Genomic DNA, 25193 nt, shown 5'->3' on the forward strand with positions numbered 1-25193 from the left:
TGTGTATAAGAGACAGGGCCTCCGAAGCGGGTGTGGACCGAGCGGTCGGCGTCGAGCAGCAGGACCGTCGGGGTCTGCAGGACTTCGAAGCGGCTCGCGAGTTCGGGTCGCTCCGCGAGGTCGATCTCGATGCGGCGAACGCCCTCGTGTTGACCGGCGACGGCGGCGAGCAGCCGGCGCGTGGCCGGGCAACGAGCACACGTCGGCGTCGAGAACTGGACGAGGGTCGCGGCCGCGCCGTAGTCGTTGTCGAGCGCGAGGCCGTCTGCGTCCTGCCTCGACGACGTGGCGGTGCCCACCGGTCGGGCTCGTCCGGTCCGGTGGCGGAGCAGGAGACCGAGGACCGTCGCGAGCGCGAGGACCCCCACGAGCACGGCCACTGCGGTTCCGACGTTCACACGGCGACGATACGCCCGGCTGACGAACTGCTGTCGAACGTGACCGGATGTGACCGCGAGGTGTGCGCGTCTCGCCGGGCTTGGCGGGTGCTCAGCCCTCGGGGAGCGTGCGGACCCACTGCTCGAACGCGGCGGCGTCGTCGTTGCTGAAGACGGCGGAAGGCCGCGACTCGTCCTTCGCCGAGTGCAGGAAAAGCATGCCGTCGGCGATCCCCGGCGTCGCGTCGTCGAGGACGGACGACTTCGCCGCGACGCCCTTCCTGGTGAGGAAGGTCAGCTGTTCGCCGTTCGTCGATTCTGCGATCGCCGATTCACCGTCGAAGAACGAGGCGAGCTCCATCACCAGGAACGCGGTGGCCCCGTCCTGCGTGGTGAGGGCGACGGCTGGCTTCGTCCGGCTCTTGCCGAACGGATGCTCGACCACCGTGGCCGTGACTCCCGACCCGGTCCACGGTTGCACCTCGGTCAGGGGGAGCCTGGCGGCGACCCGCGCCGCGGGTCGTTTCCGCGGGAGGGCGGCCTGGAACAGCAACGACCCGATCACGACCGCGAGGAACCAGGCGTACGGCGAGAACGTCTTCGTCGCGATGAGGACGAGGAAGCCACCGAGGAACCCCGCCCCGACCAGGTTCGGCCACCACCTCGACTCCTGACGCAGGCCGAGCGGCCACACCACGGCGCCGTACACGAGTCCGACGACCGTGGGGACCCAGAAGGCCGAGGGGCGGATGACGCCGGCGTGGAAGTGCAGCCAGACGTCCACCCCCGCCATGACGACCGCCATCACGACGAAGAAGACGCGCTGTGCGCGACGGTCCCGCTCGCGCGTGCTCAATGTGGTCATGTCGTTCCCCCGTGGTGCTCGTTCCCCGTGCTGTTCAGTCAAGCAGAACGCGGGGTCGTGGTCCCTCCGCTCGCGCCGTACCCTCGGTCGGGTGACTGACGACGTGACCGCGGGCCGCTACCGACACTTCAAGGGCAACGACTACGAGGTGCTGCTCGTCGCCCGGGACGTCGAGACCGAGGAGCCCGTGGTCGTGTACCAGGCGCTCTATGGCGAACGCGGGCACTGGGTTCGCACGCTCGCCGACTTCACAGCACACGTGACACGTGACGGGTACGACGGGCCGCGGTTCGTGCGTGTCGAGACCGCACAGGTCTGAGCGCCCCAAAGACGTTCCTGCAGTTCAGTTGACTGGGTCGAGGCCGTGCTCTCGCATGTATTCGAGCGCTCGCTCGATCGCCAAGATTTTCCGCTGCAGCTCTTTGAGTGACGGTGCCGAAGGGTCCGAGAACTCATCGAGACGTTCGTGTTCTCGACGGACTTGACGCTCCGTCTCTGCGAGCGCTCGCCAGACCGCGGGATCTTGCTCGAGTCCGGCTTTTTGTCGGAGGACCACCGCGGTGAGCTGTCGGGTGACGATGGATTCGAGCGCCTCAGCGGAGGTGTCAGGGCTGGCGAGTCCGGCGGCGAGGCTGCTGCTGCCGACCGCGATGCCTCCGCCACCAGCTGCGATGAGGCTTCCAGCGGTGACGAGGCCGCCGATCATGCCGCCGGGGCCGAACGCGGCGAGGGCGCTCGTGACAGCGGCCGCTCCGACGACACCGGGCGCAGCCGCGAGTGCCAGCCCGCCAGTTGCGACCACCAGCGCTGCCGCACCGACGCCGATTGCGCCGAGCTTCCACCAGGCAGCACCACGGCCAGGGTTGAGCACGTTCTGAGCGGTTGTGGTGGCCTCGAGCACGAGATCTCCGAACGGACTCCCCAGACCTGACTCCGCAGCGAGGTCGCGCATCGCCTGTTGGCGGACCTTCTTCGAAACATCAATCTCGAACGGCCGCAGGACGTTTCCCGAAGTGAGCACGATGAGCGGGACGACCGCCGCGCTCCGGTCACGCAACGTGACGACGGGAGGCTCCGGAACGGCAGCGTGCACGTCGGCCAGGTCGAACGTGAGCTCAGTGATGCGCGCGGGGGCGGGGCGACCTTCGGCTGCGCGACGGGTCAACATGCCCTGCGCGACCGTGGATTGCACATGACGAAGGGCACCTTCGAAACGCTCGCGGTCGTCGCCGTCGAGCCCGTTCCGGAGATGCGTGGCGTACCGCAATGCGAGCAGGCCGAGCAGTTCAGTCTCATCGACCGGGGTGTCCACTCCGCGGGCAGCCGGCACGAGCTCCTGCGAGTGGGAACCGAAGAGTCCGAAGCCGATGGCAGTCGCGACGGCGGGGTCGCTCAGGTACTCGACCGCATCGTGGACGTGCACATTCGCTGCCGTCACGACTTGGTGGTCGAGGAGCCACGGGAACACCGATGACAGACCGCGGTGTGAGGCCACCGGGTCCAGGCGGTTCCAGAAGTTCACCCACCACCCCAGGTTCGTCGGCGGCTCGTCCATCGCATTGGTGAGGTCGTCGATCGAAAAACGTCGGCTCGCCAAGGGGCTGCCGATCGTGACCATCCCGACGACCTCGATCGCAGGCGGTAGCCGTCTGACGATGTCTGCCGCCACAACTGATCCCAAGCTGTGCCCGACAATCAGCAGCTGTCCTGTCTTGGGGAGCGCTTTGAGTACTCGGACGAGAACGCTTGCGCGGATGTCATCATGCTCCAGGTAGTTCCTGGCCTGTTTGAACTGCGGCAGCTCGGTCGCAGCCCCGATGACCGCCTCCGCCTGGTCGTAGCCCGTTCCGAGATCGTTCTGACCGACGCGGAACTCCATCGCCGCAGTTCGGCCTTCGAATTCCCGCCGGTTTCTCCGCGCATCCTCGCGCCGGAGTGGCTTGCTCGTGATCGGCGGGACACGATCGGCGTCGTCAGTGCCGTTCAGGAGGTGCGCGTAGCGCGGCGCAATGTAGGCGTCCGCTCCGATCGCCGGGTAGCCGAGGCGCACCAGTGCGCCCGAGAGGGCCACGCGCCAAGCGCCGTCAGGGTCTCCCTTCCCGACACCGTGGAGGAAGAGCAGGGTCGGGCGTTCTGGCATCTGTGTCCTCGCGGTCGTGGCTAGCCGCGGTCAGCCTACGGAGTCATGAGCGTCCGTCGGTGCGACAGCGTCCCGTCGGAAGACGTACACGCCGACGACTCGCCCGCTCGAGAACACCTGATCGAGCTGGTTCTGCGTGTTGCTGAGTGACGAGATCGACACCTTATGGACGTACCCGGTGTGCTGCAGCCGCCAACCGATCGCCTCGATGTCGCTGAGCGTTCGGCCGTCGTCGCTCTCGACGGGCAAGGAGAGCTCGAACAAGGCCTTCCCTGCGGCGAGTGCGAGTTCTGCGCGTCCGATCGGGGATTCGTCGTGACGTCGCTGTGCGGCTCGCTCCGCGTCCGTTGCCTTCTTCGCGACAGCCTGCGCTCGGGCTCGCTCCTTTTCCTCTGCGGTCTTGAACAACCCCACCGTTCAGCCCTTCGGTCCGTCGCGACGTCACCTGTCGTCAGCGGGACAGTAGCAGCAGCCCGCTCGTCGTTCGTGACGTCGATCGCCGACCGTGTCGGCGGCCGCCCCTAGGCTCGCAGGGCACCACACGAGACGGGGGAGCAGGATGCAGATCACGAGTGACGGTGGCGTCGTCCTCAGCCCCAGCGACTTGTCGACGTGGTCGGCCTGCGAGTGGGCGTTCCTCCGCCGCCTCGACGCCAAGCTCGGCCGCGGGGAGGCCCTGCCGGACACGCACGACGACATGCTCGAGCGCACGGCTCGGCTGGGGGACCAGCACGAGCTCGACTACCTCGACATCCTCAAGCAGACCCGCAACGTCGTCGAGTTCGACCGCCCCGCCCCGCCGGACTACGCACGCGCCGCAGCCGAAGCACGACAGGCCTTCGCCGACGGTGCCGACGTGCTGTACCAGCCGACGTTCCACGCAGCACCGTCCGCAGACGCCCCCGGCTTCATCGGCTTCGCGGACTTCATCATCCGCAACGACCGCGGCGAGTACGAGGTCTACGACACCAAGCTCGCCCGGCACGCCAAGATCAGCGCCCTGCTGCAGCTCGCCGCGTACGCCGAGCAGATGCAGGCGCACGGCATCCCCACCGGGCAGCAAGTGCACCTGGTGCTCGGCGACCGGACGACCACCACGCACGACCTCGCCGACATCGCGCCGGTGTACCGCACGCAGCGCGCCGAACTGCAGCGGGTCATCGCCGAGCGCATCGCCGCCGACGAGGCCCTGCAGTGGGGTGACCCGCGCTACTCGTCGTGTGGCCGATGCGCCGTCTGCTCCACACAGGTGGCCGAGCACCGCGACCTCGTCCTCGTCGCGGGCATGCGCCTCGACCAACGAGCGAAGCTGATCAAGCACGAGGTGCGGACGATCGACGACCTGGCGGTCCGCACCCGGGCAGTACCGGGCTTGTCCCGCGCGACGCAGGATCGGCTGGTACGTCAGGGGAGCCTCCAGATCGAGTCGGAAGACGCCCGACGGACGGGTGCCGACGCGCCGGGCCAGCCCGTGAAGCCGCGCTTCGAGGTCCTCGATGCCCGTGCGCTCGACGCGATCCCGGCACCCGACCCGGGCGACGTGTTCTTCGACTTCGAGGGCGACCCGCTGCACACCGAGGACGGCGTGCACTGGGGCCTCGACTACCTGTTCGGCCTGGTCGACGACCGCGCGGAGTTCACCGCGTTCTGGGCGCACACCATCCGCGACGAACGAGTCGCGCTGGAGCAGTTCCTCGAGTTCATCGAGGCCCGGCGACAGCAGTACCCGGGGATGCACATCTACCACTACGCGGCCTACGAGCGGACGCACCTGCTGTCGCTCGCCGCCCGGCACGGGGTGGGTGAAGAGGCCGTCGACGACCTGCTGCGTGCCGGCGTCCTGGTCGACCTGTACCCGATCGTCCGCAAGGCCCTGGTCGTCGGCAGCCACAGCTACTCGATCAAGAAGCTCGAACCGCTGTACATGGGCTCGGACCTGCGCGAGAGCAACGTCACGAACGCCGCGGACAGCATCACCGCCTACGTCGACGCGATCGAGGAACTCCGGAACGGCGACGCCGCCGAAGGGCAGCGGATGCTCGACCAGGTCGCCGACTACAACGCCTACGACTGCCGCTCGACCCTGCGCCTGCGCGACTGGCTCCGCTCGCTGCGTCCCGACGACCCCGATGCGGCCGACCCCGCGCTCGAGCTCGAGGTCCCGCCGATCCCCGTCGAGCGCGAGCCGAACCCGGTGTCCGTCGCGTTGGCCTCGCAGCTCGAGGACGTCGACGCCCTCGACCGCACCCCTGACCAGACCGCGTTGGCGCTCGCCGCAGCCGCGATCGACTACCACCGCCGCGAGGCCAAGACCTTCTGGCAGGACCACTTCGACCGCCTGCGGAACCCGGTCGACGACTGGGCCGACACGCGTGACGTCCTGGTCGTGGAGCGTGCGTCCGTCGAGCGCGACTGGGACACGCTGCCGCGTGCCCGTTCGCAGTCGCGGGAACTCCGGTTGTCGGGGACGCTCGCGCCCGGCTCGCGGCTCCGGCCTGGAGGCACGCCCCACCTGGTGTACGACGACCCACTTCCGCCATCGGTCGCCTCACCGGGCCCCGGGTCGAAGGGCGCGTCGTCGCGCGCCGTGATCGTGGACGTCTGGGACAACGGAGATGCCGTCGAGATCCTGCTGAAGGAGGGCCTGCCCGTCGGTGGCGAGCCGCACCATGAGTTCCCGGTGGCCCTCGCCCCGTCGGCACCGCCCCGAGCGAAGCCCCAGCCGGAGGCGATCGCCTGGTGGGGTCAGGCCGTGCTCGACGAGCTGCCGGCGATGCTGCCCGACCCGGCGCTCGACCTGCTGCGTCGGGTGCCCCCGCGTGGCCCGATCGTCCCGGTGCAGGGCGACGACACGGTGTCGGCGGTGGTGTCAACGTTGCTCGACCTCGACCGGTCGTACCTGGCGATCCAGGGCCCTCCCGGCACGGGCAAGACCTACGTCGGCTCGAACGTCGTCGCCCGGCTCGTCCGCGAGTACGGCTGGCGCGTGGGGGTCGTCGGGCAGTCCCACGCGACGTCGGAGAACTTCCTGGCCTCGGTGGTCAAGGCCGGCGTCCCCGCGGACCGGGTCGTGAAGGTGCCGAAGTCCGGCGCGACCGAGGACGAGCTCGAATCCGCAGCCTGGACCCCGGTGAAGAACGGTGCCGCGGTCGCCGCGTTCCTGTCCTCGTGCGAGGCCTCGGGCACCGGCGGTGTCGTCGGGGGCACGGCGTGGACCTTCGCGAACGAGTCGACGATCGAGCGCCGTTCCCTCGACCTGCTCGTGGTCGACGAGGCCGGGCAGTTCTCCCTCGCCCCGACCATCGCGTCGTCCGTCGCCGCCACGCGGTTGCTGCTGCTCGGAGACCCCCAGCAGCTGCCCCAGGTGTCCCAGGGCTCCCACCCGGAGCCCGTCGATGAGTCCGCGCTCGGCTGGCTCGCCGACGGCCAACACGTCCTGCCGCCCGAGTTCGGCTACTTCCTGGCCCGCACCCGCCGCATGGAGCCCGCGCTGACCGAATCCGTCTCGGCCCTGTCCTACGACGGGCAGCTCGCCTCGATGGTCTCCGGGCGGCACCTCGACGGCATCGACGCGGGTGTGCACCCCGTGCCGGTCCTGCACGCGGGCAACACGACGTCCTCTGCTGAGGAGGCCGCCCGGGTCGTCGCCCTCGTCGGCGACGTCGTCGGTCGCACCTGGACCGACGGTTCCGACACCCGCGCCCTGACCGACGAGGACGTCATCGTGGTGGCGCCGTACAACGCGCAGGGGGCACTGATCCGGCAGGAACTCGACCGCGCTGGCTTCACCGGCACCCAGGTCGGCACAGTCGACCTGTTCCAGGGACGAGAAGCCGTCGTGTCGATCGTGTCCCTGGCAGCGTCGAGCGCAGCGGACATCCCCCGCGGCCTCGACTTCCTGCTCATGCCGAACCGGTTGAACGTGGCGATCTCGCGGGCGAAGTGGGCGGCCTACCTCGTGCACTCGCCGGCGCTGACCACCGGACTGCCCCCGTCGATCGCGGGCCTGTCCCTGCTGTCCCGCTTCATCGAGCTCGTCGAGCCAGCACAGCGGTGAACCCAGCCAACGAACGCTAGGACGCGGAAAACCGCATCATTCGTTCGCCCCCGGTCTGGGGTGCGCGTCGCACTAGAGCAGAGCAATGGTTGTCCAATAACCTCCGAGCGTGGAAAGGGGACCTCGAATTGCAAGCTGACGGAGCCGTCTTCAGAACGAAGCTCATTGATCTCATCAGGGCGAGACATGCGGTCCTGCTGGTCGAGAGTCACGAGGCCGAGCGCGTGACCGCCGAGATCGAGCGCGTCGCACTCGCCAGCGAGCTGAAGCGTCCTCGGCAGGTCGTCCACTTCACCCTCTCGAAGGGGCTTCATGTGGCGGGCGAGCGCGGGAAGCCGCTTCCTGCGCAAGAGGGTCTCGCAGCCGCAATGGATGCTGCCGAGCCCACCATTTTCGTGTTCCACGACCTCCACCATTTCCTCGGAGCAGGCGGTCGTCCTGCCGAGCCCGGCGTCGTTCGCGCGGTACTGGACGTGGCCGCTCGTTTCAGAACCGGGGACGTGCCGCACACACTCGTGATCGTTGCTCCTGCGCTGGCACTCCCTGTCGAGCTGGAGAAGGCTGTGACGGTCGTGGATCTTCCGCTCCCGGGACCCGCCGAGATCGACGGCGTGCTCGAGGAGATCGTCGCGGCCAACCGAAACAGCATCACGGTCGCGTTGTCAGCGGAGGAGCGGCACCGCCTCATCCAGGCGGCGCAAGGCCTCACGCTCGGAGAGGCGGAGAACGCATTTGCACGCGCGATCGCCTCGGACAAGGTACTCGACGCAGAAGACATCAAGCTCGTGCTGGACGAGAAGCGGCAGACGATCAGGAAGTCCGGACTTCTCGAGTTCATCGCGCCGTCGCGAACGTTGGACGATGTCGGTGGGCTGGACAATCTGAAGCGTTGGCTCCTCAAGCGGAACGGAGCCTGGCTCGGTGAGGCCGCGGAGTGGGGGGTGCCCGCTCCGAAGGGTGTCCTCATCACCGGGGTTCCCGGATGCGGGAAGAGTCTGACAGCGACCTGCATCGCGAGCGCATGGGGGCTTCCGCTCCTGCGTCTCGATGTCGGCAAGATATTCGCTGGACTGGTGGGGTCCAGTGAGCAGAACATGCGAAAGGCCCTCAGCCTCGCCGAAGCAGTTTCGCCGTCCATCCTCTGGATCGATGAGATTGAGAAGGGGTTTGGCACCGGAGCGGGAGATTCCGGTACCAGCGGCCGAGTCCTGGGCACCTTCCTGACCTGGATGCAGGAGAAGGCGTCGAACGTCTTCGTGATCGCAACGGCCAACAAGATCGATGGTCTTCCGCCTGAGTTCCTCAGGAAGGGGCGTTTCGACGAGGTGTTCTTCGTCGACCTGCCCACCCGTTCTGAACGAGCCGACATTTGGAAGCTTCACATCGAGAGTCGCCTCCGCAGCGGTCCGAAAGCTGCTGGAGCCTTCACTCTCGATAAACATGCAGTGGACGAACTCGCAGCAGCGACGGACGGGTTCTCCGGCGCCGAGATCGCAGAGGCCGTCATTTCCGCGTGTTTCGACGCCTTCGCGGATCGTCGTGCAGTCGTCCTCGCTGACTTCGCACGGGCCGTTCGGAACACCGTCCCGCTCTCGGTGACGCAGGCCGAGCAGATCAGCGCCGTTCGCGATTGGGCGGCGACGCGTGCGGTCGCAGCCACACCACCGGAAACCGCGGCGCCGCTCTCGCCCGTACTCGTCACGCATTCCAACCAGTTGCCACGTGGCGGCCGAACGATTGAGTTCTGACATGAGCCTTGAGGTCCTCCTGATCCCGCTCGGCATCGCCGCCTACGGCGCGTGGCGCGAGAGTCGCAGCACCGACCTGTGCGAGAAGTGTCAAACGACGCGGCTCACTGATCAGCGTCTCCTCGTAGAGGCGGTCGTTGCCCTCGGATCGGCGCACGTCGAAGAAGGCGACGGCCGCGTGACCGGTACCATCGGCGCCAACACGTTCACCTTCCAGCGTGTCGGTGAAGTGTTCCTCGGTCGCATCGACGGTGTCGCTGATGATGTGACCGCAGCGTTCCTGGCCCACCTTGAAAAGCGGGTCGGGTCCATCGTCCAGGCGCGAAACGTAGAGCTCATCAGGGAGCGTGCTGCTCAGATGGGTTTGAACCTCGTGAGCGAAGTTGCAGCCGACGGTTCAGTGCAAATGGTCTTCGAGGAGCGCGCATGACAAAACGGATAGTCGTGACACTCGATGCCGACGGCTCGATCGTGAGCCGGGCCGCCGGGGTCTCGGGACCAGCGTGTCTCGACGAGATGAGCACTCTGACGTCTCTTACGCCGCACGCGGTTCTCCAGGAGTCCAGGTTGACGGCGGAGTACGAACAACCGGCAAGCGTCTCGGAAATCACTACGAGGAATCTTGAGGACCGGGCATGAACACCCCCGAGGAACGCCTTTGTTCGCGATCGTGGCGTCTCCGACACAGTTCGTGGGTTCTCTGGTCCGTTCTCACCTTCGGGCTGGTGAACGCTGTGGGCTTCTGGATTGTTGCCGCGAAGACGAAGCGTCTCGCTTGGATTCTCATCGCAGTGGGGTGGACGGTCATCGATGTACTCGTCTGGGTGCTCTCCTCCGTCGTAGACACGGGGACGAAAGCTGATCCATCAGATTCGATTGAATCGACCCTGGTTGGCTTGTTCGTCCTTGCAAACTGGGCTGGCGGGATCGTGCACGCGTTTCTTCTTCGGAAGAGTTGGCTGCGCTGGCGCGCACACCACCAGCCTGGAGCCTGGTACGCAAGCTCGGACCGGAGCGAAGGGGCCCCAACTCATCAGCCGATGCCGATGTCTCGCCAGCAAGCCGATTCCGTCCTGCGTAATCCCGAGGCAGCGGACTACCGCTTGCGGTCTGCGCCGCCCGCTCCGGAGGGCGGGGGAAGGCACGCGGACGCGCCGCCGTCGGGCGCTTGGCGACCTCCGCAGCCCGTCGACGTGAATCGAGCAGGCGTCGACGCTTTCCGCTCGTTGGGCCTCACGCCGCAAGACACACAGCACATCGTGCTCGCTCGTGATCGGCTGGGCGGCTTCAGGTCGAAGGATCAGCTGATGACCGCTGCCGGCCTGCCGCCGCATGTCTACCTCAACCTGCAGCACCTCCTTGTTCTCGGAAGCCAGATGCAAGGTGACCCATCGACTGCCGGGGCGGCGACCGAAACCCACGGTGGTCCCGGAGCGACCACCGGTCGACGGCTCGACCTTTGACGAGACTCCAGGTCGGGAGACTCCTGTCGGGAACCACCGCCGAGGGTCCTGGTCGGCGCACCGCTGTCTGGACACAGGGCTGTAGCATCCGTTGCGCCGGGTGTATCAACCCCCATTTGTTCACCACTCGTGGCGGGCGCGCGGTCGCAATCACGACCATCGTCGAAGCTGCACTCGCTTCAGGAGACGAAGGGCTCACACTCCTTGGAGGCGAGCCCTTTGACCAGGCCGAAGCCGTCAGCGAGCTGTCTGCAGCGGCCCGACGGGCAGGTCTCGGCGTAATCGCGTTCTCCGGGTACACCCACGCGGAGCTTGCAGCTCGTGTCGATCTCAGCAACGTGGACTTGTTGGTTGACGGACCGTACATGAAGGAGCGACCCGAAGGCCGCCGGCCGCTCGTGGGATCGGAGAATCAGCGATTCATCCACCTCACCGATCGGTACGTCGGGCAACTTCCGTGGTCGAACACAGTCGAGGTGCGAGTCGGACCGGATGGTTCGATCGACCTAGCCGGTTTCTTGCGTGACGACGATCTCGCTAAATTCTCCCTTGGCATCGGACGCCGCCGATTCGGAGGCGACGGTGCTTCGCGGTGAACTGATCCGGTCTCAGCCGGGCTAGAAGGCGGCGCACTGCGTGGCCGGAGAGTCAAGTTGCCACCGACTCATCGCTGCAACATCGGCGTCGATCTCCCTAGGACCCCGTGCACAGTGGCCGCGTGAAACTGTCTTTTCAGGCGAAGGATTCTTCGTCGGGTTCGACAGCGAGGTCCCCGATGCCGTGACGAGCGGCGCGAGGGCCTGGACCGCTCCTCCGTGCGAGCCTTTGCGGGCGGCTCACTCGCACACTTAACGGCGCCGACTACGGGGCTTCCGCCGTCGATCTCAGGGCTCTCGCTGTTGTCCCGCTTCATCGAGCTGGTCCACCCCCGTCGCTGAGCGGCGGGGATCATCCCGACTCGACGGTGCCGATGGTCGAGCTGTAGGTCGCCACCGCCCCGAACTGTGCTCCGATGATCGTGACGGTCCACGCGGTGCCGTCCGGGGCGACGGAGTACAGGACGCGTGCGCCATCAGGAACGGCAGCGAGCCCGGTGCCGTCGGGCAGGAGGATCCGCTCCGGCGCGGTCAGCCCGACGGACAGAGTCGACGGGTACGGACCGATGCCGAACCTCTGCTCCATGACGAAGGCGAGCGTGCCGGCGCTCTGTACGACGGCCGACCGCTCGGTCTCGACAGTCGCCGGAGCTGGCGGCGCGGCAGGTTCCGGCGTCGCTGCCGGAACAGCAGACTCCACCGGAACAGCGACGGCCGGGCGTTGCGGGACCGCAACCGGTCCGACGGCAGCGCTCCGGCCATCGAGGGGGAGCGAGAGTGCTGGCAGGTGGACACCGGTACCCGCCAGAGCAGACCCGATGACCGCGTAAGCCATGAGCGCCGTCCCGACGCTGCCGAGGATCGCACCTCCGCGACCGAACGCCCGCGCAGTGGCCGAGTCCCATCGTGCGGTCTTGATCGCCTGCACGCCGAAGACGATCGCCGAGATGCCGATCGTCGAGACGATGAAGCCCGTCTGGATCCCGGACTGTTGCGGCTCGACGAGTGCGACGACCACGCTGCCGAAGCCGAGCAGCATCGCAAGGGTCGCGAACGCCCAGGGCCTCGTGCGCCGGCGTGGCTTTGCATTCAGCAGCGGTGAGGGTGCGTGGAGTGTCGGCAGCCGGCGAGCACCGCTTCGCGAGGGTCCTGACGAGTACTCCGGAGGGGACCAATCTCGTGGTCCTGGACCGCCCAACGGCATCGTCGTCCCCCGTCCGCTCAGTACGACGGACCCATCTTGATCGGCTACGCCGACGTGAGCGATCCCCAGAACTGGGTTGACGGGCTGGCCAGGAGTGAAGGTGGCAGACCGCTACGATCACGCGGACATCGGCACAGGACGCCCCTCGGCCTCGGGCAGGACATTCGTCGGACGAGGCCGCAGGGATGGGCGGTCGCTGTCGGCACCGCGACCGTCATGGCGATCGTGGTGTCCGCGACCTGGGTGGTCGTCGCGGAGCATGCCGGATGAGTCAGCGCTGCGTGACGGTTCTGGTTCGCGAATACCGAGGATCGTGAACCAGAACCGTCAACCGCGAGAAACCATGGGCCCGCCCGCCGCGCTGTGACGCCAGAACGAGGGCTGGCCGGACCAGGCGCCGTCCTGGAACGGTGGAGGCATGGGGGAGCACACGATCACCGCGGACCGTCCGAGCCCGAAGGGAACGGCGCCGCTGACACTCCGCGCCCGCAAGCCCGGGTACGCCGTGATGCAGCAGTGTCTCGCGATCCAGGCCGACGGCCCCGCGCTGACGACCTGGCAGCGGTTCTGGGGGCACGACCCGCTCCGGCCGGAAGCCTGTTCGTGGTTCAAGGGGGCGATAGGCGAGCGGCAGGTCGCGGCACAGCTCGAGGAACTCGGCCCGGACTTCACGGTCCTGCACGCCGTCCCGGTCGGGGCGGGTAGCACGGACATCGATCACGTCGTCGTCGGTCCGACCGGTGTCTTCTCGATCAACACGAAGAACCACTCCGGTCGCGCGGTCTGGGCGGGCGGACGCACACTGATGGTGAACGGCCAGCGGACGCCGCACCTGCACCGCGCGCTGGCCGAGGGGGAGCGTGCGACTGCCCTGCTGTCGGCCGCAGCGGGCGGTCCGATCCTCGTGCAGCCGATCCTGGTGGTCGCGGCCGCCGAACTCCGGTTCGGCAAGAAGCCGCCGGCAGCCGCGGTCCTCGAGCCCGAGCGTGTGGGGAGCTGGATCCGCGGCCTCCCACGTGCGCACTCCGACGAAGCCGTGCGCTTCCTGTCGATGCTGGCGGAGGAACGGGGCACCTGGCACGTCGATGCCGTGGTCATCAACGACACACTCCGCCACGTCCAGCGCTTCGAGCGACTCGAACGCGAGATCGCCGACGCTCGCTCCCGCCGCAGCCTCATGCGCCGGGCTCGGGTCCTCGCGGTCCTGGCCGTTCCGGCGGGTGGTCTGCTCGGGTACTGGTGGGCCGTCGCTGTCGCGGCGATGGCGGCTGGCTGACGACGAAGGCTGCGCGCCTGTGACGGAGCGATCAGTCGTCGCTGGTCGGGACGCCGCTCTGCATCTGCGCCCGCATCTGGGCGAGGACATCGGCGTGCAGGAAGTTTGCCTCGGCCGCACTCGTGGGGTCGACCACGATGCCGAACTCCTCGGGGAGCGCGGACACGAGCTCGGACATCGGCACCGGACGCCCCTCGGCGTCGGGCAGCCCAGCGGCGAGTTCGCCCGGGTCGGTGAAGACCGGCACGAACGGCTTGTCCCGGATCATGACGTGGGCGACGCTGCCGGCCTCCGGGGTACCCGCCGCCTTCCAGGGGACCCACGCCGCGCTGCGCAGGAAGCCCGCAGGCGAGGCCGCCATCCTCCGTCGGAGTTCGGCAGCAGCGGTCGGCGGGGCCTTGTCGACGCCTCGGCCGAAGGCTGACCCGTTGGTCTGATCGGTACTCACACCAGCCATGCTGTCACGGTCGGCGGACACGGCGGGGCCGAGCCGCGCCTCCAGGCCGACGCCCGGCGCACGCGGACGTGCGCCGGGCGTCGGAGGTGACGGTCTCAGTACGCGGCCGACTGCCCGCCGTCGATCGGGACGACCGTGGCGTTGACGTAGGACGCGTCATCGGACAGCAGGAAGGCGACGACGGCGGCGATCTCGGGGGCCTCGCCGTAGCGCTTCGTCGGGTTGACCTGGATGAACTCCTCGGCGGCCTTGCGGGGGTTCTCCGCATCGAGCTGCTTCATCGAGTTCTCGACCATGGGCGTCCAGATGGCGCCGGGGGCGATGGCGTTGATGCGGATGCCGTAGCGGCCGTACTCGACGGCCGAGTTGCGGGTGAGGCCGACGACGCCGTGCTTGGCAGCCGCGTACCCGGACTGGTTGCCGATGCCGCGGATGCCGCCGACGCTCGCGGTGTTCACGACCATGCCGGAGCCCTGCTCACGCATGACCTTGAGCACCTTCTCGAGGCCGAGGAACACGCCGCGGAGGTTGATCGACACGACGCGGTCGAACTCGGCGGCGGTGAAGGACTCCGTGGGGTTCTGCTTGCCCTCGATGCCGGCGTTGTTGAAGAAGCCGTCGATGCGGCCGAAGCGCTCGGTGGTGGCGGTGACGTAGGCGTCGACCTGGGCCTCGTCGGACACGTCGGCGACGGTCGTCAGGACCTGCGCGTCCGGGGCGGCCTCGAGCACGGCGGTCTTCGTCGCCTCGAGCCCCTGCTCGGAGACGTCGACGAGGGAGAGCGCAGCGCCCTCGGCTGCCAGGCGGACGGCCGTCGCGCGGCCGAGGCCGGAGCCGCCGCCGGTGATGAGGACGACGCGGTCGGTGAAGCGGGTGGTGCCGGTGGTGGTTTCGGGCATGGTGGGAGGCCTCCTGAGGTCTTCGACGGTGAAGGGCTCGGGGTCCGCGGTGGGGCAGCGAGTCCGATCGATGCATCTGCATCGAGATGCCTAGACTACACCTGTCGTTTAACCGCGGAGTCAGCAGGCGTCCAGCACCCGCACCATCGCGCTGCCTGCCTCAGCTCGTGACGATCGAGGTCGTCGTTGCCATGGTCGCAGCCATGATCACGACGATCGTCGCGGCCTCGATCTGCTCGAGCACGGCCTTCACCGCCGGGCTCGCCCAGGTACCCGAGGTGATCCCCTTCACCAGGTCCTTGTCGACGGCGCCGAACTGCTTGCGCAGGGTGTTCGTCGCGTCGAGCAGGCCGATGACCGCGGCGGAGAACGGCGTGGGTCCTGCTCGGCCAGCCAGCACGTCCCCGATGCCGGAACGCAGCAGTGCCTCCGGGGCTCCGTCCCGCTCCGGGTGCTTCGTGGTGGGGAAGAGGCCGAGCGCCTTGCCCTGCTCGACGCTGATGATGCCCCTGGCGACGAGGCCGGCGAACACGTCGTCGCGCAGCCGCTGCTTGCCGAGTCGGCTCACCCACCACTTCGCCTTGCGCGGTGCACCGGATGCCGCGATCGACCCAACGACGCCGTCGAGCACCGGGTCGCCCGTGGCGGCGCCGTTGACGACGGTGACCAGCCCGCCCTGCAGCGAGAGGACACCGCGGAGTGCGAGGTCAGCGAGGACCGCGCCCGCGAGACCGGTGTCCAGCGTCTGCCCGTCGAGGGACTTGCGGCCGTCGGGCTCGACCTGCAGGAGCGCGAACGCCTGTGGGACCGTGAGTTGCTCAGCCATGCCCGCAGCCTGCCACGCGGGGCGGAGGTGCGCCGGGCCTCCGAGCCGACACCCAGCGGCGCCGGACCCGCCCGACGTCAGCAGGCGTCCAGCACCCGCACCATCGCGTCCCGTTCCGCCGGAGCCACCCACAGGTGGTACTTCGCCTTCACCGTGACCTGGTGCTCGATGTAGGTGCAGCGGAACGCCTTGTTCGCGGGGAGCCAGGTCGCCGCGTCGCCGGAGCCCTTCTGCGAGTTGGACCGGCCGTCGACGGCGAACAGGTTCACCGGGTCGTTCGCCAGCGCCTGCCGCTCGGCCTCGGTGAGCCGCTGCGCTCCGGTGCGCCAGGCGTTCTCGAGCGCGACGACGTGGTCGATCTGCACGAGGGTCGAGGTCGTGTTGCCGCGCACGAAGTCCACCGTCGCACCCGTGTACGGCGAGACGAGGGTGCCGGTGAGCACCTTGCAGCGGCCCTCGCGGGTGATGTCGGCGAGGTCGCGCGCGAGGACGTCGTTCCGGGTGTCGCACCCGTTGTGGTCGACGTCGAGCCAGGCGCTGCCGAAGTCACCGGTGCGGTCGTAGCCGGTGCCGGCTGCCTTGCCCTTGACGGGCAGGTCGGCGAGCTGGGTACGCGCGCGGACCGCGTCGGCGTCGGTTCCGCGGCTGACGGTCGGACTGGAGGCGGGGCTCGCCCCCGACGACGCCTGCTGCGGTCCGATCGTGGTCGTCTCCCCGGCCGTGGGACCGCCCGCAGCGGTCGTGCCCGCCGCGTCGGCGTCCGGTCCGAGGACACCGGTGGCGTCGAGGGCGTAACCACCCACGGCGAGGGCCAGGACGACGAGGACGGAGGTCAGGGTGATGCGGCTGCGGCGTCGACGGGACGTCATGCGGTGGGACTCCAGGTGGTGCGGGCGGAACGTGGTGCGGGTCGAACGGGGGATCAGGTCAGCAGGGAGCGGATGTCGTCGGCGGTCAGGTCGTCGGCGAACAGGGCGTCGTCGTCGATCATCGTGGCGAACAGCTCGGCCTTGCGGGCGGCGAGGGCGAGGACCTTCTCCTCGATGGTGTCCTCGGCGATGAACCGCTGGACGCTGACCGACCGGGTCTGCCCGATGCGGTGCGTGCGGTCCACGGCCTGGGACTCGGCGGCGGGGTTCCACCACGGGTCGAGGACGAACACGGTGTCCGCCTCGGTCAAGGTGAGCCCGAACCCGCCGGCCTTCAACGAGATGAGGAACGCCGGAGCGGTGCCCTGCCGGAAGCGCTCGATGACCTCCGGGCGCTTGCGGGTGGAGCCGTCGAGGTACTCGTAGCCGATGCCCCGGGCGTCGAGGGCGTCCGAGACCATCCGCAGGAACGAGGTGAACTGGCTGAACACCAGGGCGCGACGGCCCTCTGCTGCGAGCTGCTCGAGTTCGTCGAGCAGCAGGTCGAGCTTGGCGGAGGGGATCGGGGTCGATCCCGACGTGACGTCCGAGTCCGACGACGACCCGGACGACCCGGACGACACCAGCGCCGGCGACAGCGCGAGCATCCGCAGCAGCGTCAGCGACCGGAACACGATCATCCGGTTCTTCGACAGGTCGTCGATCAGGTCGAGGACCTTCAGGCGCTCCCGGTTCAGGGTGCGCTCGTACAGCTCCCGGTGCGCCGGGTCGAGCGTGACCCGGACCACTTGTTCCTGCTTCGGCGGCAGGTCGGCCGCGACGGCTTCCTTCGTGCGGCGGAGCATGAGCGGCCGGATCCGTCGGCGCAGCCGCCCGGTGAGCTCTTGCCGGGCCTCGCCGCGGAGCTCGGGCGAAGCGAGGGGCTTCACGTAGTCGTCGCCGAACCGGGTCCAGGTCGACAGCAGTCCCGGCGCGACGATGTGGAACAGTGCCCACAGGTCCGTCAGGCCGTTCTCGAGCGGTGTGCCGGTGATCGCGAACTTCACCGGTGCCTGCAGCTCCGAGGCCACACGGTGGGTCTGGGACTGCGGGTTCTTCACGAACTGGGCCTCGTCGAGCACCAGCGCCGACCACGGCAGGTCGGTCCAGGCGCGGGCGTCGAGCCGGAGCAGCGCGTACGAGGTGACGACGATGTCCGACGCAGCGGCGGTCCGGGCGACGAGCCCCGGGTCCTTCAACGACGTCGAGGTCACCGTCGCAACCCGCAGCGACGGCACGAACTTCGCCGCCTCGGCGGCCCAGTTGCCGACGACCGAGGTCGGTGCGACGACCAGGAACGGGGGCGCGTCGGGCTCCGCGGCACGGCGGGCGGCGACCATCGCGAGCACCTGCAGTGTCTTGCCGAGCCCCATGTCGTCGGCGAGCACCCCGCCGATGCCGTGCGTCACCAGGAACGACAGCCACGCGTACCCGGCGTGCTGGTACGGCCGCAGGTCGGCGTGCACGGTGTCCGGCACGGGGACGTCACCCGGGGGAGTCGCCCCGAGCAGCCCCGAGGCGATCGCCTGCCACCGCTCGTCGTGCGAGGTCTCGTCGGCCAGTAGATCGAACTCGGTCCACAGCCCGGCGTGCAGGGGCGTGACGGCGATCGGCTGGTCGGGCTCCCACTCGTCCAGGTCGCGGGCCTCGTCGATGAGTTCCTTGAGCCGGTCGAACGCGGGGTCGGCCAGCGACAGGTACGAGTTGTCGACGAGCTTGAGCCGTCGCTGCCGACCCGCGAGCGCGGTGAGCAGCGGCGTGAAGGGGATCTGCTTGCCGTTGACGCTGACGATGATGCCGAGGTCGAACCAGTCGTGCTTGTCCGACGGCATCGTCGTGACACGGATGTGCGGCCGCCCGCTCAACCGCTCGTAGTCGAGCCGCTCACCCTGCACGACCGTGCGGACGCCGAGCGACGGCAGCTCGGGCAGGAACTCGTTCGCGAACACCGCGACGTCGGCCCCGTCGATGGTGCCGTCCTGGAACCAGTCCAGTCCGCCACCGGGTCCGGCAGGGCGGACGGGAGGCCCGGCCTGCGTCACGTCGTCGGCCGGCGTCGTCGACGTGGTCGGCTCCACCGCCGCGGCCGGGTCCGCGACGGGAGTGTCGTCGGTGCCGGCCGGATCGTCGGCGGCACGGAGCCCGGACAGGTCGGGGAGCGGGCCGTGCAGGGACACGGGGTCCTTCCGGCCGTCGACGTGCCAACGCCAGTGCAGGTGCACGCGGTCGTCGGTGCGCGGGGCGCGGGCCGGCTCGAAGGTCGCGGTGAGCACGAGCTCCGGCGGGGTGCGCTCCGGCAGCTCCACCGAGCCGTCGGAACTGACCAGGCCGAGGGCACCGCGCAGCCGGGGTGACCAGTCGGCCAGGAACTCGTCGACCTCGGCGGTCGGCACGGTGATCCGGGTGCCCTCGACGAGCATGCGCCGCTGGTCCTCGGGCACCGGCGCCGGGGTCGGTGCGACGGCCACCGTGAACTCGGGGCTCTCGCGGAACACGTAGACGCCGTGGTCGCCGATCATCCGCGCCGCTCCGGGCACCACGGGCCGGCCGTCGAGCACGGCACTCGCGCCGATCACCACGGCGTCGTCGTGCCGGGCGACGTCGAGCAGCACCTGGGCCTGCGTGCCGAGCACAGCACCGCCTTCGCGCTTGCCGGTGACGAACGCGATGTCGAGCGCCGCTGCCTGCTGCAGGAGCGGCCAGAGCAGGGGGCTCCGGAAGTCGTCGAGGTGCAGCCAGTCGCTCTCACCCGGCAGGCCCGCGAGCTGCCCGGCGCGGTGCAGGGCGGCGAGCTGCAGGAACCAGGCGTGCTGCTCGGCACCGACGCCGAGCCGGTTCTGCGAGTAGGGGAGTGTGCCCCAGGTCAGCTGCCCGCGGACCCAGTTGCCGGCGTCGCTGCGGGTCACCGGCCGGACGCCGAGCCGCACGCTGCGGGACGGCGCCGGCAGGGCGCGGCCGGCGGCACGGGCGCGCGAGGCGAGCTTGGCGGGGACCGCGTCACGCAACTCGAACTGCAGTCCCATCCGGGTGCCCTGCGGGGTGGGCGCCCGCTCGTCGTCACCGGCGAGGCGGGCGAGGTCGTGCCTCCAGTCCGAGGGCGGCGGAGCCGGCGTTTCCGGACGTGGGCCGGCGTTCGCGGCGAGGGCGCGGGCGTTGATGGTGAGGAGCGCGGCCGCGACGTGCTTGCAGTCGCCGCCGAGCGGGCAGCTGCAGGTGCTGCGGACCGGGCGGACGAAGTCGCCGCGCGCCGGGGTGGTGTCGACGCGGAGTTCGTAGGGTTCGTCGGCGGTGCCGGACACGACCGCGGTGACCGTGCCGTCGTCGTCGTGCCAGGTGGCGTCGTCGACCAGGCCGGCGCGGACGACGTCGCGTGCGCGGCCGAAGGTCTGCGGCCCGACGAAGCGGATGACGTCGACGGCGTCGATCATCGGGGCAGCAGGCACGGGACCATCGTGCCAGTCACCACCGACGATCCCCGCCGCCACCCTGTGCGACGAACATCTGACAGGACTACCGTCCAACTCGGAGCGCGACGACTGCGGTCCACGGAACCGATTGGAAACGCATGCCGGACCGACTGCGGTGGGTACGCGACTCAGCCGACCACTGGAACGGGTGGATCGACGCCGAGGTCGTGTGCGACATCACCCGGACCGACACGTACACCGTCGATTCCCCGGACCACTCGTTGACCGGCGGGCACTCGTCCTTCGAGAGCGCGGCGGCCCAGGTGCACGGCTGGGTGCGCTGGACCGGCCGTTAGGCCGCAGAGCGCAGCCTGGTTGTACGACCACCCGCTGCTCCCTAGCGTGAGAGGGCAGGTCGGCAACACAACGCACGTGATCACACCGCTCTGCTCCAGGAGAGAGAGGTGTTCCCGTGACCGACACGACCGAGTCGCAGACGCCCGCTCCGGGGTCCGATCCTGCTGCACGCCCCGCCCAGCCACGTTCGCTCGTCGCCGTGGCCGGCCAGGACACCGACGAGGCCATCAGCTCGCTCGCCGGCATGTACGCGGGCAAGGCCTGGTACTCCCGGGCCCTCGACCAGGACTACTGGTTCAAGTACGTCGGTGTCGGTGACGAACGGCTGAGTGTCCGCCGTTCCCAGATGCACGGGTACCTGCGCGGTGACGTCGCCACCGAGGGTGAGGTCGTCGTCCAGTGGCTCGAACGCGGCGAGGCCCGCGTCGACGTCGGTCGCGACGAGGTCCGCATGCAGCCCGGCGTCCCGACGCTGTTCCCCGTCGAGCGCCGGTTCGAGATGGAGTACCAGGACTGGGACCAGCGCCTGGTGCACCTGCGCCGTGACCTGGTGCTCGACGTCGCCGCCGAGGACCACCTGGTCGACGGCACCATGGCGTTCGACACCACGACGACGCCTGACTCCGCAGCGCTGGGCCAGTGGCGGACCGCCGTGTCCGGCGCGCTCCGTGCGCTGCGCGAGGAGGGCGACGAGTCCCTCGCCTGGCACGAGGCGCAGCGTGACGTCGCCCGGGCCCTGTTCCGCATGTACCCGCTGCAGGCCGAACGGTTCCCCGCGGGCTACGGCACCCGCAGCGACGGACGGCTCCGCGCCGCGGTCGAGTTCATCCAGGCGCACGCCCACCAACCGCTCACCGTCGCCGACATCGCGCAGGCGGCGGGGCTGAGCATCCGGGGGATCCAGGAGTCGTTCCAGCGGGCGTTCGAGCGCTCGCCGATGACGTACCTGCGCGAAGTGCGGCTCGGACGGGTGCACGAGGAACTGCGGATCCTCGACCCGCAGGCGACCTCGGTGGCGGACGTCGCGCGGCGGTGGGGCTTCGCGCACATGGGGCGGTTCGCCTCGGTGTACGCGAACCGGTTCGGGGAGTACCCGCGGGAGACGTTGCGGCGCTGAGGGGCGTGGGCGTCGGCTGTGCTCGGCGCTTTGTGGCCTGTGCTCAGCGCTTCGCCGGCTCGGCGAGCTTGCTGTGCTTCCGCGAGTACCCGAAGTAGACGCCGAGCCCGATCGCGAACCAGATCGCGAACCGCACCCACGTCTCCCACTGCAGGAACGTGACGAGCCACAGCGACGCGATGACGCCGATGATCGGGATGACGGGCATGAACGGCAACCGGAACTGGCGGTCCAGGTCGGGCTGCCGGTAGCGCAGCACCACCACGGCCGAGCACACCACCACGAACGCGAGCAGGATGCCGATGTTCGTGAGCTCCGCGACGACACCGATCGGCAGCACCCCGGCCAGGATCGCCGACGCGATGCCGAGGATCCAGGTCACCCGGGTCGGCACGTGCCGCTTCGGGTCGGTCTTCGCGAACCACTTCGGCATCAGGCCGTCGCGGCTCATCGAGAACCAGACGCGCGAGGCACCGAGCATGAACGTCACCAGCACCGTGACGATGCCGACGATGGCACCGATCGCGATGACGTTGGCGACACCGCCGAGCCCGACCGACGCGAACGCCGACGAGAAGCCCGACGCCGGGTCGATGTCGGTGTACTTCTGCATCCCGGTGAGCACGAGCGTCGCCAGGACGTACAGCACCATCGAGATGCCGAGGGACAGCAGGATCGCCTTCGGCATGTGCTTGCGGGCGTCGGTGGACTCCTCGGCGGCGGTGGACATGGCGTCGTAGCCGAACACGGCGAAGAACACGGTGGCGGCACCGGTCATCACGCCGCCGAAGCCGAACGGGAAGTACGGGGAGTAGTTGGCGCTGTTGATGTGGAACACGCCGAGCACGACGATGAGCACGACGAGCGCCACCTTGATGCCGACGGCGACGAACTCGAACCGTGCGGCGCTCCGGATGCCGCGTGTGAGGACGAACGCGGTGAGCAGGCACAGCGCGATCGCGAAGACGTCGATCACGTGGCCGTCACCGGTGCCCGGGGCGCCGAGCATCCATGCGGGCAGGTCGATGCCGAACTGACCGACCAGGAACCCGACGTAGCCGGAGATGCCGATCGCGACCACCGCCACGATCGCCGTGTACTCGAGCAGCAGGTCCCAGCCGATGAACCACCCGACGATCTCGCCGAGCACCGCGTAGCCGTACGTGTACGCGCTGCCCGCCTTCGGGATGAGCCCCGCGAACTCGGCGTACGACAACGCGGCGGCTGCGCTCGCGACCCCGGCGACCAGGAAGCTGATCAGCACCGCGGGTCCGGCGACGCCGTTCGCGACGGTGCCGGCGAGGGTGAAGACGCCGGCGCCGATGATGCCGCCGATGCCGATCGCCGTGAGCTGCCACAGGCCGAGGTGCCGTTTCAGGCCGCCCTCGCCCCCGGCCTCGTCATCGATCGTGTCGATGGGCTTCCGTCGGAACAGGGTGCGTGTCGTCGTCGTCACCCGCCCATGGTGCACCCGGAGGCGATTCCGCGCACGCACGCGGCTGCACCGCAGGCACCGGGCGTACACCTGGAGCATGCGCCACCCGAAGAGGACCGAGCCCGGCCCCGGCCAGGAGTCCGTCTGGGACTACCCCCGCCCGCCCGCCGTCGAGCGGGTCACCGCACGCGTCGTCGTCCGTCTCGGCGGCACGGTCGTCGCCGACACGACCGACGCCGTCCGCGTGCTCGAGACCTCACACCCGCCGGTCTACTACCTGCCGATGGCCGACCTGGTCGAGGGGGCGTTGGTCAAGGCGTCCGGCTCGAGCATGTGCGAGTTCAAGGGCCTGGCGCGCTACTTCGACGTCGTCGGCGGTGACGGGACGGTCGCGAGCCGTGCCGCCTGGAACTACCCGACGCCCGTGCCCGGCTACGAGTCGCTGCGGGAGCGCGTCGCGATCTACCCGTCGGCGATGGACTCGTGCGAGGTCGGCGGAGAACGGGTCCAGGCGCAGGACGGCGACTTCTACGGCGGCTGGATCACGGCGGACATCGTCGGGCCGTTCAAGGGCGCGCCCGGCACGCTCGGCTGGTGACCCGGCTTCGTCCGGCGGGGCGGCCCTGACCCGGGGTGTCTCGTTTCGTGCGCGACGGGGCGGACCCGACCCGGGCCTCCCGGCCGGACCGCGTCAGCGGTTGGCGTACGGCGACCAGAACGGCGGCGGGAACGCGCCCCCGGTCACGATCACGAGCACCTGCCAGACGAGCATGACGAGCCCGACGGTCCCGATCACGATGCCGATCCACGACCACACCTGCACGGCTCGGCGACGACCGGCGATCCGGATCGCCCGCCAGCCACTGAGCACGCACACCAGCCCGAACACCGCACCGAGCAACACGTGCTGCACGGTCGACTGTGCGGGCACGATGATGCCGAGGTAGAACGCGACCGGTCCGAGCACCACCGCGAAGGTCGCCGGGGCTGCCGGCGGTTCGTGGTCTCGAGCGACTGCTCCCATGGACCGCATGTTAGCGAGTGAACCTCGCTTCGAACACGTCCGAGTCGCGCAGCGCGGGCACCCGGTCGCGGGAACGGGCACCATGGAGGCATGCGTTCCTTCTTCCGCGTCCTGCTCGGCCTGGCCCTCGTCGTCGCGGGCACGAGTCACCTCACCTTCGCGCGCAAGGAGTTCACGGCGCAGGTCCCCGAGTTCGTCCCGCTGGACGACGACACGACGGTGCTCGCATCGGGGGTCGCGGAGATCACACTCGGCTCGGCCCTGGTGCTCGCTCCGAAGCCGGCCCGCCGCTTCGTCGGCTCGGTCGCGGCCCTGTTCTTCACGGTGATCTTCCCCGGCAACCTGTCGCAGTGGGTCAACCGGCGCGACGCCTTCGGTCTGGACAGCGACGAGAAGCGCTTCGTCCGCCTGTTCGGTCAGCCCGTCCTCATCGCGCTCGCCCTCTGGTCGACGCGCGGCCGGCGCTCCTGATGGGCGCGCCCGCGCGGCAGTCCGGCCCGGCCCCCGGGACGGGTCCTGGGGCGGGTCCTGCGTCGGGTCCGGATCCGCTCGGGTCCGGTCCGGCGCGTTTCGGTCGGGAGGCCCGGCACCCCCTGGCAGGACGCGCTCGCGTCGCGGACGTGGTCGCGTCCACGGCGCTGCTCGTCGTGCTCACGGTCGGTGCGTTGGCAGCGGGGTGGGGGATCAGGCTCATGTCGCTGGCGTTCGTGTCGTGCGCGGCGCCGGGCAACACCTGCAACGAGACGCTGGGGGACTCGGTCGTCGTCGTGGGACCGATCGTCGTGGCGGCGGTGCTGGTCGCGACGATCGCGGTCTGCGTCCTGCGGCTCGTGCGGCGTCGGCTGACCTGGCCGGTGGTGCTCGTCGGCATGGCGGCCATCGTCGCGGTGTTCTTCGCCTCGCTGCTGCTCGTCGACAGCTCGGTCACGCACGGCATCTGAGGGACTCTTCCTCCACAGGCTGGGTTCGTGGAGCGGCTCTCCACAGAACCCGGACCGCGCCTCGGGTGGGGGCTTCCGGTTCGCCACGCTGGAGCC

24 protein-coding genes are annotated in these 25193 nt (G+C 69.4%); 12 read left to right on the top strand and 12 right to left on the bottom strand.

The window, feature by feature from the left end; all coding sequences use genetic code 11:
- Both DEJ12_RS12720 and DEJ12_RS12725 read right to left on the bottom strand, forming a co-directional pair.
- Positions 1-398: co-chaperone YbbN (locus DEJ12_RS12720; RefSeq protein ID WP_111030362.1), on the bottom strand; the 398-nt coding region annotated here is incomplete at its 3' end.
- Between the two features lie 91 nt (positions 399-489).
- Entirely contained in the window at positions 490-1242 is a 753-nt protein-coding gene (locus DEJ12_RS12725) for a hypothetical protein (RefSeq protein ID WP_146245602.1), read from the bottom strand.
- 91 nt (positions 1243-1333) lie between these two features.
- Here DEJ12_RS12725 and DEJ12_RS12730 point away from each other — a divergent pair, with 91 nt between their 5' ends.
- The gene (locus DEJ12_RS12730) at positions 1334-1561 is read left to right on the top strand and encodes a DUF1653 domain-containing protein (protein ID WP_258370626.1); all 228 of its coding nucleotides are present in this window, start codon (positions 1334-1336) and stop codon (positions 1559-1561) included.
- A gap of 24 nt (positions 1562-1585) precedes the next feature.
- Here the strand turns inward: DEJ12_RS12730 and DEJ12_RS12735 are convergent, their stop codons facing one another.
- Positions 1586-3382, bottom strand: coding sequence for a hypothetical protein (locus DEJ12_RS12735; protein WP_111030273.1), 1797 nt, complete (start codon positions 3380-3382; stop codon positions 1586-1588).
- A gap of 30 nt (positions 3383-3412) precedes the next feature.
- Positions 3413-3646 (bottom strand): hypothetical protein, encoded by a 234-nt coding sequence (locus DEJ12_RS17845; RefSeq protein ID WP_111089906.1) that lies wholly within the window; start codon positions 3644-3646, stop codon positions 3413-3415.
- Positions 3647-3941: 295 nt separating this feature from the next.
- Between DEJ12_RS17845 and DEJ12_RS12745 the strand changes: the two genes are divergently transcribed.
- The 5 genes from DEJ12_RS12745 to DEJ12_RS12770 all read left to right on the top strand — a co-directional run bounded on the left by DEJ12_RS12745 (position 3942) and on the right by DEJ12_RS12770 (position 11246).
- The gene (locus DEJ12_RS12745) at positions 3942-7439 is read left to right on the top strand and encodes a TM0106 family RecB-like putative nuclease (RefSeq protein ID WP_111030275.1); all 3498 of its coding nucleotides are present in this window, start codon (positions 3942-3944) and stop codon (positions 7437-7439) included.
- Positions 7440-7663: 224 nt separating this feature from the next.
- Positions 7664-9187 (top strand): AAA family ATPase, encoded by a 1524-nt coding sequence (locus tag DEJ12_RS12750; protein ID WP_258370625.1) that lies wholly within the window; start codon positions 7664-7666, stop codon positions 9185-9187.
- Between the two features lies 1 nt (position 9188).
- The gene (locus DEJ12_RS12755; protein ID WP_111030277.1) at positions 9189-9617 is read left to right on the top strand and encodes a hypothetical protein; all 429 of its coding nucleotides are present in this window, start codon (positions 9189-9191) and stop codon (positions 9615-9617) included.
- A 205-nt stretch (positions 9618-9822) separates the two neighbouring features.
- Positions 9823-10650, top strand: a complete 828-nt coding sequence (locus DEJ12_RS12765) for a helix-hairpin-helix domain-containing protein (RefSeq protein ID WP_111030279.1) — start codon at positions 9823-9825, stop codon at positions 10648-10650.
- The gene (locus DEJ12_RS12770) at positions 10647-11246 is read left to right on the top strand and encodes a 4Fe-4S single cluster domain-containing protein (RefSeq protein ID WP_111030280.1); all 600 of its coding nucleotides are present in this window, start codon (positions 10647-10649) and stop codon (positions 11244-11246) included. Before DEJ12_RS12765 ends, DEJ12_RS12770 begins: the two co-directional genes overlap by 4 nt.
- Positions 11247-11598: 352 nt before the next feature.
- Here DEJ12_RS12770 and DEJ12_RS12775 read toward each other — a convergent pair whose 3' ends face one another.
- Complete coding sequence (locus DEJ12_RS12775; protein WP_111030281.1) at positions 11599-12285, bottom strand: hypothetical protein; 687 nt, start codon at positions 12283-12285, stop codon at positions 11599-11601.
- 583 nt (positions 12286-12868) lie between these two features.
- Between DEJ12_RS12775 and DEJ12_RS12780 the strand changes: the two genes are divergently transcribed.
- A complete protein-coding gene (locus tag DEJ12_RS12780; RefSeq protein WP_111030282.1) occupies positions 12869-13726 on the top strand; it encodes a nuclease-related domain-containing protein in 858 nt (285 codons plus the stop codon).
- 31 nt (positions 13727-13757) lie between these two features.
- Here DEJ12_RS12780 and DEJ12_RS12785 read toward each other — a convergent pair whose 3' ends face one another.
- From DEJ12_RS12785 to DEJ12_RS12805, 5 genes are all read right to left on the bottom strand, one after another.
- The gene (locus DEJ12_RS12785; RefSeq protein ID WP_146245601.1) at positions 13758-14183 is read right to left on the bottom strand and encodes an SseB family protein; all 426 of its coding nucleotides are present in this window, start codon (positions 14181-14183) and stop codon (positions 13758-13760) included.
- A 95-nt stretch (positions 14184-14278) separates the two neighbouring features.
- The gene (locus DEJ12_RS12790; protein ID WP_111030284.1) at positions 14279-15082 is read right to left on the bottom strand and encodes a glucose 1-dehydrogenase; all 804 of its coding nucleotides are present in this window, start codon (positions 15080-15082) and stop codon (positions 14279-14281) included.
- 160 nt (positions 15083-15242) lie between these two features.
- Positions 15243-15908 carry a GPP34 family phosphoprotein gene (locus DEJ12_RS12795; RefSeq protein ID WP_111030285.1) on the bottom strand — a complete coding sequence of 222 codons (666 nt, stop codon included), beginning with the start codon at positions 15906-15908 and terminating at the stop codon, positions 15243-15245.
- A 77-nt stretch (positions 15909-15985) separates the two neighbouring features.
- A complete protein-coding gene (locus DEJ12_RS12800) occupies positions 15986-16777 on the bottom strand; it encodes an HNH endonuclease family protein (RefSeq protein WP_258370624.1) in 792 nt (263 codons plus the stop codon).
- Between the two features lie 53 nt (positions 16778-16830).
- Entirely contained in the window at positions 16831-20259 is a 3429-nt protein-coding gene (locus tag DEJ12_RS12805; RefSeq protein WP_146245600.1) for a DEAD/DEAH box helicase, read from the bottom strand.
- 122 nt (positions 20260-20381) lie between these two features.
- On the opposite strand from DEJ12_RS12805, the gene DEJ12_RS12810 reads away from it, so the two are divergent.
- Both DEJ12_RS12810 and DEJ12_RS12815 read left to right on the top strand, forming a co-directional pair.
- The gene (locus tag DEJ12_RS12810; protein WP_027465181.1) at positions 20382-20579 is read left to right on the top strand and encodes a hypothetical protein; all 198 of its coding nucleotides are present in this window, start codon (positions 20382-20384) and stop codon (positions 20577-20579) included.
- A gap of 116 nt (positions 20580-20695) precedes the next feature.
- A complete protein-coding gene (locus tag DEJ12_RS12815; protein WP_111030287.1) occupies positions 20696-21697 on the top strand; it encodes an AraC family transcriptional regulator in 1002 nt (333 codons plus the stop codon).
- A gap of 43 nt (positions 21698-21740) precedes the next feature.
- On the opposite strand, the gene DEJ12_RS12820 is transcribed toward DEJ12_RS12815, so the two are convergent.
- Complete coding sequence (locus DEJ12_RS12820) at positions 21741-23153, bottom strand: amino acid permease (RefSeq protein WP_111030288.1); 1413 nt, start codon at positions 23151-23153, stop codon at positions 21741-21743.
- Positions 23154-23229: 76 nt separating this feature from the next.
- Between DEJ12_RS12820 and DEJ12_RS12825 the strand changes: the two genes are divergently transcribed.
- Positions 23230-23730, top strand: coding sequence for a DUF427 domain-containing protein (locus tag DEJ12_RS12825; RefSeq protein ID WP_111030289.1), 501 nt, complete (start codon positions 23230-23232; stop codon positions 23728-23730).
- Between the two features lie 93 nt (positions 23731-23823).
- Here the strand turns inward: DEJ12_RS12825 and DEJ12_RS12830 are convergent, their stop codons facing one another.
- On the bottom strand, positions 23824-24156 hold the full coding sequence (locus tag DEJ12_RS12830) for a hypothetical protein (protein WP_146245599.1): 333 nt from the start codon (positions 24154-24156) through the stop codon (positions 23824-23826).
- Between the two features lie 90 nt (positions 24157-24246).
- Between DEJ12_RS12830 and DEJ12_RS12835 the strand changes: the two genes are divergently transcribed.
- Both DEJ12_RS12835 and DEJ12_RS12840 read left to right on the top strand, forming a co-directional pair.
- Positions 24247-24627 carry a hypothetical protein gene (locus tag DEJ12_RS12835; protein ID WP_071404200.1) on the top strand — a complete coding sequence of 127 codons (381 nt, stop codon included), beginning with the start codon at positions 24247-24249 and terminating at the stop codon, positions 24625-24627.
- Positions 24627-25097 carry a DUF6264 family protein gene (locus DEJ12_RS12840; RefSeq protein ID WP_220034812.1) on the top strand — a complete coding sequence of 157 codons (471 nt, stop codon included), beginning with the start codon at positions 24627-24629 and terminating at the stop codon, positions 25095-25097. Before DEJ12_RS12835 ends, DEJ12_RS12840 begins: the two co-directional genes overlap by 1 nt.
- Positions 25098-25193: the final 96 nt, after the last annotated feature.

Origin of the sequence: Curtobacterium sp. MCLR17_059, from assembly GCF_003234665.1 — a bacterium.
GTDB classification, from domain to species: domain Bacteria; phylum Actinomycetota; class Actinomycetes; order Actinomycetales; family Microbacteriaceae; genus Curtobacterium; species Curtobacterium flaccumfaciens.